Raw genomic sequence first — 8513 nt, forward strand, 5'->3', positions numbered from 1 at the left:
TCTTAATTAGTTGCTAATCTCTTTTCTGCCTGATCAAGAGCAAGCTGGATAGATTCTCCTGGATTTTCAATCATTTCACCGTGACCTACAGCAAGTAAACGTGGTTGTAATGCTTTAACCTTTTTAACACTTTCAAGAGATGTTTCTTTATGCCATGTAGCCATTGCAGGAAACGGAAAGAACGGACGAATCTGACCACTTACTGCAATTCCTCCTCTAGTTTGCAGAGCATCTCCAGCAATAATTGCTTGATCACGCGTATCAAAAAAGGAAATAGATCCAGGTGTGTGCCCAGGTGTTGTAATAACAACTAATGAGCCTATTTGATCTCCTTCCTTTAAAAGCTGTTCAGGTACTAAGTTAATATTCTTTGGAATACCACCTTTTATAGGCGTTTGTGGCTCATTATCTTCTAAGGATGTATCACCTCTTAATAAACGGCAGTCGCGTTTCGAAACAGATATGGGTACATCAGGAAATTGTTTTTTAAGACTAACTAACGAACCAACATGATCTCCATGAGCATGTGTTAGCATGATGTTTTTAAGTGGCTTACCAATGGAATCAATTATCTTAACAATTCCTTTATAACTATTAGGAAGCCCTGTATCTATTAGAGTAAGGCTTGAACTTTCTTCAATCATATAGCAATTTACTGGAAAGAAGCCTGGTAAAAACGTTAATTGATAAACATTCCCTACCTTTGTTACCTTCATTATGATCCCTCTCCTTTACTAAATTAGGATTAAAACTAACACTATTAGTTTTATAATAAACTAACTCCATTAGTTTTACAACCATTATTTTCTAAATGATTATTCTAAAACAGAAAAAAAGACATATCACTAAAAGTAATATGCCTTCATTAAACATTAAACCCAATAAACTCTTGTTTCATAAGGTTTCAGTTCAAATTTTGATATTGCTTGATGTTCCTTTACTTCATAATTGGAAAGTAGCAGTTGATTTGATTCAACATTAAATTCTAAATCTTCTTCCCAAGTTGCTGAATCTCCCGTAAGGTTTGTGAGAATAACAACTTTTCCATCCTCTAATGTTCGTGTGTACGCAAAAATTTGTGGATGATCTTCTAAGATCAACTCATATGTTCCATACGTAAACACATCATTTTCCTTTTTAATCTTAATCATTTTCTTATAAAAATGTAGAATAGATCCTTTGTCTTGTTGTTGTACTTCAACATTAATATGATGGTAATTTTCATTTACACCTAACCATGGTGTACCCGTTGTAAAGCCTGCATTTGGCTCTGAAGACCATTGCATTGGGGTTCTTGAGTTATCACGACTGGATGACCAGATTACTTCCATAATCTCTTCATGTGGTACGCCTTCTTCACGCTTAATTCGGTACATATTTCGATCGGCAACATCATTATATTCCTCAATCGAATTGAACTTCACATTTGTCATCCCAATTTCTTGCCCTTGATAAATAAAAGGAGTTCCCTGCATGAGGAAGTACATAGCACCAAGTGCCGTAGCGCTCTCATACCAGTATTCCTTATCATTTCCCCAAGTTGAAACACGGCGTGGCTGGTCATGATTTTCTATAAAAAGGGCATTCCATCCATTATGTTCGAGAGTTTTTTGCCACTTTGTTAGAACATTTTTTAGTCCTAAAATATCTAAACTATTTTCTTTTGTTGCATTCCATAATGATAAATGCTCGAATTGAAACACCATATTAAATTTACCATTTTCCGTTCCAACCCATTGATCTAAATCTTCGTGATCTTCCACTTTGACTCCGTTTGCTTCACCAACAGTCATGATGTCATATTTCGAGAACGTTTCTTCTTTTAATTCTTGCAGGTAGGTATGGATACCTTTAACATTCATATGCTTATCAAAAGAAGGAACATATTTTAGTCCCTCTGGATTTGGCATATCCACTAATCCTTCTTCTTTATTAATATGACTAATTGCATCAACACGGAAACCATCTATTCCTTTATCAAGCCACCAGTTGATCATATCGTATAGTGCATGGCGAACTTCAGGATTTCTCCAATTTAAGTCAGGTTGTTTTGTTGAAAAAATATGCATGTAATATTGCTCTGTTTTTTCATCATATTCCCATGCTGAACCACTAAAAATACTTTCCCAGTTATTTGGCTCTTTTCCGCCTAGACCATCTCTCCAAATATACCAATCACGTTTTTCACTATCTTTAGATGTGCGTGATTCAATAAACCAAGGATGCTCATCACTTGTGTGGTTAATAACTAAATCGATTATTAATTTCATCCCTCGGCTATGAACTTCTTTTAACAACTGATCAAAGTCTTCCATCGTTCCGAAGTCTTCCATGATGTCTTGATAATCACTAATATCATAGCCATTATCATCATTAGGCGATTTATACATTGGACAAATCCATATAACATCTATTCCTAAGTCTTTAATATAATCTAATTTTGAAATCATTCCTTGAAGGTCGCCAATTCCATCACCATTTGAATCCATAAAGCTCCTAGGATACACCTGGTAGGCAACCGCTTCTTTCCACCATATCTTGTTCATGTTACTTCCTCTCTTATGCGAATTAATTTTGGGCTCATAGTTTTCATTACTGTTCATTTTCCTAGTTTTCTCCATTATCATGAGGCATACACATTTATTATTATGTGAATGCAGAACCGTTCATGTTATAAAAGAAAAGGACAAATGATCAAATGTATGTACACATTTCAATACATTGCGATCAATTATCCTTTTTACAATAAACCTATTTCTTTTTTTTACATGATTTACGTTCAATGAATTTAGTAGGAATTGTAATTCTTTTCGGCAAAGAATCTGGTTTGTTCATTTTCTCAATTAAGCAATTTGTTGCTTCTAAGCCTAGTTGATAAATGCAAATATCAACTGAAGTTAAAGGCGGTTTTGAATGTTCAGAAAGCATTAAATTGTTAAAGCTTATAATAGAGATATCATTTGGAACACTTACATTCATATCCTCTAAATGACTAATCATTTCATATGCAATTAAATCATCTTGCGTCACAAGTGCCGTTGGTGGAGAGTCTAAGGACATAAGAAGCCTGATCGCTTCTCTCCCGTTTTCCTTAATGTATTCTTCGTGAACCATATATTCTTCATTAAACGGAATATCAGCTTCCTCTAGTGCCAACTTATATCCATTTAAACGATCAATAGTTACGACAAAATGAAGACTACCTCCAACAAATGCAATATGACGGTGCCCAAGTTCAATTAAATATTTTGTGACTTGTTTTGTTATATAAATATTATCGTTATCAACAAATGAGATTCTTTCCTCATTTTCAAAAGGTCTGCCCACAACAACAAAAGGAAAATTTGAGTCATGTAAAAATTTCATTGTTTTATCGTTAATTCTTGAATATAGAAGGACAATGCCATCAACACGTCTACCTTGGACCATCGATACAACTTCATTAAAGATTTCGTTTTCATCCGATCCTGTAGATAAATAAATTCCATATTTATTTTCATGTGCGCTTGTACTAATCCCTCTTAATACTTCCGGGAAAAAGGGATTTTGAAAGGCATAGTACGCTGAATTTGGCATAACGACACCGATTGTTTGAGTACTTTTTGCAACTAAGCTGCGCGCCTGAAAATTTGGATGATATCCTAGTTCCTCCATTACTTCTCGAACTCGTTTTTTTGTTTGCTCACTAATACGAGGACTGTTTGCAATAACCCTCGACACAGTTGAAGGAGCTACATTCGCTCGTTTTGCAACATCTTTAATTGTTACGATCATTGCTGCCTCCTTACTAATTGCAGGTGTTAGAAACACCGATTCTTATTTCTATCATAATACGTCGAGAAGGATAATGGAAACGCTTTTCTACTTTCACTTCAATTATTTTACTGCACCTTCAGAAATTCCTTTAATAATTTCACGTTGTGCAAAGAAATACACGATAATAACAGGAATAATCGCAATTGTTAAGCCTGCAAGAGCTAAGTGCCATTGCTTTGTATATTCACCAAAGAAGAAAAACATTTTTAATGGTATTGTTTGAAGTCCTTCTTGATTTATAACTAATGAAGGCAATAGGTAATCATTCCAAATGTAAATGATATTTAGAATTGCGACTGTTACAGTAATAGGCTTCAATATTGGGAAAATGATGTACCAGAAAACCTGGAACTTATTACATCCATCAATTGTTGCAGCTTCATCCAATGATTTAGAAATTCCATTTAATGAACCGTGGAATAAGAAAATCGATAAACTGCTACCAAAACCTAAATACATGAAGATTAATCCGACTCTGTTTAACATTTCGATTTGTCCAAACACAGTAACAAGCGGAATCATTACAGACTGGAAAGGAATTAACATCGCTGCTACAAATAGCATAAAAAGAATGGTACTTGTTTTGCTCTTGTTTCTTGAAAGTGCATAGGCTGCCATTGACGAGAAAATAATGATAATCGCAACACTAATCACAGTAATAAGTAATGAGTTGAAAAATGTTTGAATAAAGTCAAGCTCTTCAAAGGCTTGAAAATAATTATCAAGTGTAAACTCTTCCGGTAACTTCAATACATCAGTAAAGATTTCTCTCTTTGTTTTTAACGAGTTCACGATCATTAAGTAAAAAGGTGCTAACCAGATAATCCCTAAAACAACACCCAAGATTTCAACAGGAAATTGATATTTACTTCTCATTATACTTCAACCTCCTTCTTCTTGTTCATATACACCTGAGTTAATGAGATGACGGCAACAATAATAAAGAAGACAACTGCTTTTGCTTGAGCGTAAGCCATATCTCTTTCACCAAAAGCTGTTTTAAAGATTTCCATCGCAACCATTTGTGTTGAATTATACGGTCCACCACTTGTTAAGGATAAGTTCTGATCGTATAGCTTAAACGAGTTTGATAGAGTTAAGAACATACTTACTGTAAATGCTGGTGCAACAAGTGGGAAAATAATATATCTGAATCGTTGGAAAGGTCCTGCTCCATCAATCTCAGAAGCTTCAAGTAACTCACTTGGCAGACCCTCTAAGTAAGCAATATAAATAATCATGATATACCCTGACATTTGCCAGCTCATTAAAATGACTAATCCCCAGAATCCAGTTTCAGTCGTTGATAACCAGCCTTTTAATGATTCTATACCTAATACATCTCCAATTCCGGCAAAAACCTTAATGAAAATAAACTGCCAGATAAAACCTAAAATTAATCCACCAATTAAGTTCGGCATAAAGAAAATAGTTCTTAAGAATTTACTTGATTTAATTTTTGTTGTGACAATTAACGCTAAACCTAATCCAATAGCGTTTGTTAATAAAACAGATACAATGGAAAACTTCGTTGTGAACCAAAGTGATGCTAGAAATTCTTCATCCTTAAAAGCATCAATATAATTCTCAAGTCCAACAAATGAACCAATCTTAATTCCGTTCCAATCTGTAAATGAATAATAAACACCAATTATTAAAGGTATGATTATAACCATTGCCAATGCAAACAGGACAGGTGCTAAGAATAACCAATATGATAGATCCCGAGTACGCATCATGTGAATCCCTCCAACACTTTTTTGCTTTTTTAATGTAGTAGTCAAGCGCTCAATCTATAAGTCGCTCCATAAACGAAGGTTATAAGCACCTTTGTTTATGGAGCAGCTTATAACAAAGCCACTCCTTACATGGATTAATAAAACAAAGTAGCAACAATCTGCTACTTTGCTTTATCCATCTCCACCTTATTCTTTAGACTCTGCCCAAGCAGCTTTTGAATCTTCAACAATCTCTTCCCAAGTAGCTTCTTCAGCTAAATATTTTTGGACATTAGCACCAAGCTCATTTTGACCCCAGTTTGCTGGATAACCCATAAATACCCATCCAATTGTTTTACCTGCTTCTGCATACTCATAGACTTGTTTTGAAAGTGGATCTGTAATTTTTGAAGCATCGTAGCCTTCATAAGCTGGAACGAATTTGAAATCATTAATTACAACTTCTTTACCTTCGTCAGATGTATATAACCAATCTAGGAATTTTGTAGCTTCTTCGATTACTTTTTCATCTTTGTTCTTGTTAACAGCCCAGTACATTGGAACTCCTACTGGAATCGCATCTTCTTTGTATCCTGGAACAGGGATAGGTAAGATCCCAACCTTGTTGTTTGCTAGCTCTTCGTCAATTCCAGCAATTGAACCATATACCCAGTTACCTTGTTGAATCATCGCTACTTTTCCAGTTGAGAACAATTCTTCAACTTGTTGAGAGTAATCAAGACTTACAACAGGTTGAACTGAGTGTTTATTTTGAAGATCAATAAAGTTTTTCATTGCATCGCCATATTTAAAATCAACTGTTTTAGATTCAAATGCACTTGTTACGTTTCCATCAAATTCTGGAGAAATAAATGCGTTTGATAAGTGTAAACCTGTTACCCAAGTTTCTTTTGCAGGTAATGCAAATACTGCTTCTAAACCTAGGTCTGATTTCTTTTCATCTAAAGTTTTAACAGCTGCTTCTAAAGAAGCCATATCTTTAATATCTGCAGGGTTAATTCCCGCTTTCTCAAAAATTTCAGTGTTATAAATTAGACCATAACCTTCTTGGTTGAATGGTAAGCCTAGTACTTGATCATCTTTCGTTACACCGTCAAGTGTACCTTCAAGTGCCGCACCAGCTGCAGCAGAATCAGTTAAATCAGCTAAACTATCTTCCCAGTCAATGACGTCAGTCGGACCACCAATATTGAAAATTGCAGGCTCGTCACCAGATGCAAATTTAGATCTTAACGCTGCACCATAATCTTCTCCGCCACCTACAGTTTGGATATTAATCTTTACCCCTGGATTAGCTTCTTGGTATTGCTCTGCTACTGCTTCAAACTGATCTTTGAATTCTACTTTAAATTGGAAAATATCTAGAGTTACTTGATCTCCTTCAGAACCTGATCCTTCTTTTTCAGAAGAAGAGTCACTGCCGGAACAACCAGCTAATACAACGCTTACAAGAAATAGAATCGAGAAAAAGCTTAAAAATATTTTTTTACTTCCCATTGTTTTTACCCCCGTTTTATTTATTTGCGCTCTTGCGCTGTTTCAGGCGAGTGAGGAAACGTTTGCACAAACCCTTTTAAAAAAACATAGAGATCCTTACTTACAACCTCTTAATCTACTATTTCATAATGACTAATAAGGCTACCGTGAGAATTTTCCTATGATATATTGTGCAACAGCTTGCAAAATCGTTTGCACTAACCTTGCATAAAGAAATATATCATAGATTTTTTATTTGTACAACAAAAAATTATTATTTTTTCTAAGCTTGATTAAATTGCAGACGTTTAATAATTTTCTGAGTTAGGGAATATTACACATTAAGAATGAAATGAGGAGGAAAACATGGAAAATCTTGATTACATAAAATGCTCTTGTAATTCTGAATATAACACTCTTAAAAAAGTGGTTTTATGTTCACCAGAATTTATGACGATTAAAGAACCAATAAATGAAATCCAAAAAAGATTTTTAGAAGAAAATATCGACACAAAACTTGCTCAGCAGCAACATAAAGACTTAGTTAATACATTAAAAGAAAATGATGTGGAAGTAATCTTACTTACACCTAGAAAAGACTTTCCTGAACAGGTTTTCACCCGTGATATTGGATTTGTACTAGGTCATCAAGTTTTTGCGGCAGACATGGCTCATGATGTGAGAAAAGGAGAAGAAACATCTTTTATCGATTACCTAGAAAAGGAGAAAATTACCTACACAAATTTGATTGGAGATAAAATCGAAGGTGGCGATGTTTTTATCGATCAAAACACAATTTACGTTGGTGTAAGTAATCGAACAAACGAAAATGCTATTTCGCATTTACAAAGCCTGTTACCCACTTTTGACGTTATTGAAGTTCCATTTACAGATAAATATTTACACTTAGATTGTGTTTTTAATATCTTATCACCGGAAGATGCTTTAATTTTTCCTAACGAAATAGAAAAGAATAAGGTAGAACTGTTATCATCTCGCTATAACTTAATTGAGGTAACAGAGGAAGAACAAGCAACTTTAGGTACTAATGTTTTATCGATAGGAGAAAAGCGAGTATTGAGCTTACCAATTAATAAAGATGTAAATCAAAAGCTTCGGGAACGAGGTTTTCATGTTATAGAGGTTGATATTACAGAGATAATTAAATCTGGTGGGGCCTTTCGTTGTTGTACTCTTCCATTAATTAGGGAATAGAAAAAGCTTCAGTTCCTTTTATAGGAATTGAAGCTTTTTTTGTTAGGATTAACATGATGAATCTTCTATTTAGTTACTCTTTCTAACACCGCCGCTGCTGTTGATTCATCAATGATAATCACATCAAGATTGTGGCTATTAAGTGCTCCTAAAACACTTTCTACAACAACAGCATCTCAAAGTTCAAAGGTATCCTCTAACTGCTTTTCTAATTCCTTGTCCCGATTCCCCTAGTATCCAGACACATATTTGCTCTTAGGACCCTTG

At 34.6% G+C, this 8513-nt stretch carries 7 protein-coding genes; 1 reads left to right on the forward strand and 6 read right to left on the reverse strand.

Annotated features, from left to right (window positions below; translation table 11 throughout):
- Positions 1–2 precede the first annotated feature (2 nt).
- The 6 genes from COD11_RS10265 to COD11_RS10290 all read right to left on the reverse strand — a co-directional run bounded on the left by COD11_RS10265 (position 3) and on the right by COD11_RS10290 (position 7052).
- On the reverse strand, positions 3–716 hold the full coding sequence (locus COD11_RS10265) for an MBL fold metallo-hydrolase (protein WP_098796727.1): 714 nt from the start codon (positions 714–716) through the stop codon (positions 3–5).
- A 156-nt stretch (positions 717–872) separates the two neighbouring features.
- Complete coding sequence (locus tag COD11_RS10270; protein WP_098796730.1) at positions 873–2546, reverse strand: glycoside hydrolase family 13 protein; 1674 nt, start codon at positions 2544–2546, stop codon at positions 873–875.
- Positions 2547–2751: 205 nt separating this feature from the next.
- Positions 2752–3774 (reverse strand): LacI family DNA-binding transcriptional regulator, encoded by a 1023-nt coding sequence (locus COD11_RS10275; RefSeq protein ID WP_098796735.1) that lies wholly within the window; start codon positions 3772–3774, stop codon positions 2752–2754.
- Positions 3775–3876: 102 nt separating this feature from the next.
- Positions 3877–4692, reverse strand: coding sequence for a carbohydrate ABC transporter permease (locus COD11_RS10280; RefSeq protein ID WP_098796739.1), 816 nt, complete (start codon positions 4690–4692; stop codon positions 3877–3879).
- The gene (locus COD11_RS10285) at positions 4692–5552 is read right to left on the reverse strand and encodes a carbohydrate ABC transporter permease (RefSeq protein ID WP_098796754.1); all 861 of its coding nucleotides are present in this window, start codon (positions 5550–5552) and stop codon (positions 4692–4694) included. Before COD11_RS10285 ends, COD11_RS10280 begins: the two co-directional genes overlap by 1 nt.
- Positions 5553–5741: 189 nt before the next feature.
- On the reverse strand, positions 5742–7052 hold the full coding sequence (locus COD11_RS10290; RefSeq protein WP_098796742.1) for an ABC transporter substrate-binding protein: 1311 nt from the start codon (positions 7050–7052) through the stop codon (positions 5742–5744).
- Positions 7053–7397: 345 nt separating this feature from the next.
- On the opposite strand from COD11_RS10290, the gene COD11_RS10295 reads away from it, so the two are divergent.
- Positions 7398–8246: a dimethylarginine dimethylaminohydrolase family protein gene (locus COD11_RS10295; RefSeq protein WP_098796745.1), complete on the forward strand. Its 849-nt coding sequence runs from the start codon at positions 7398–7400 to the stop codon at positions 8244–8246.
- The last annotated feature ends 267 nt before the right edge of the window (positions 8247–8513 follow it).

This window comes from Bacillus sp. AFS040349, from assembly GCF_002577655.1.
GTDB lineage: Bacteria > Bacillota > Bacilli > Bacillales > Bacillaceae > Metabacillus.

Bases quoted from the DNA above. Each gene is read 5' to 3' on its own strand.
- COD11_RS10265 (WP_098796727.1), bottom strand. From the start codon at position 716: ATGAAGGTAACAAAGGTAGGGAATGTTTATCAATTAACGTTTTTACCA.
- COD11_RS10270 (WP_098796730.1), bottom strand. From the start codon at position 2,546: ATGAACAAGATATGGTGGAAAGAAGCGGTTGCCTACCAGGTGTATCCT.
- COD11_RS10275 (WP_098796735.1), bottom strand. From the start codon at position 3,774: ATGATCGTAACAATTAAAGATGTTGCAAAACGAGCGAATGTAGCTCCT.
- COD11_RS10280 (WP_098796739.1), bottom strand. From the start codon at position 4,692: ATGAGAAGTAAATATCAATTTCCTGTTGAAATCTTGGGTGTTGTTTTA.
- COD11_RS10285 (WP_098796754.1), bottom strand. From the start codon at position 5,552: ATGCGTACTCGGGATCTATCATATTGGTTATTCTTAGCACCTGTCCTG.
- COD11_RS10290 (WP_098796742.1), bottom strand. From the start codon at position 7,052: ATGGGAAGTAAAAAAATATTTTTAAGCTTTTTCTCGATTCTATTTCTT.
- COD11_RS10295 (WP_098796745.1), top strand. From the start codon at position 7,398: ATGGAAAATCTTGATTACATAAAATGCTCTTGTAATTCTGAATATAAC.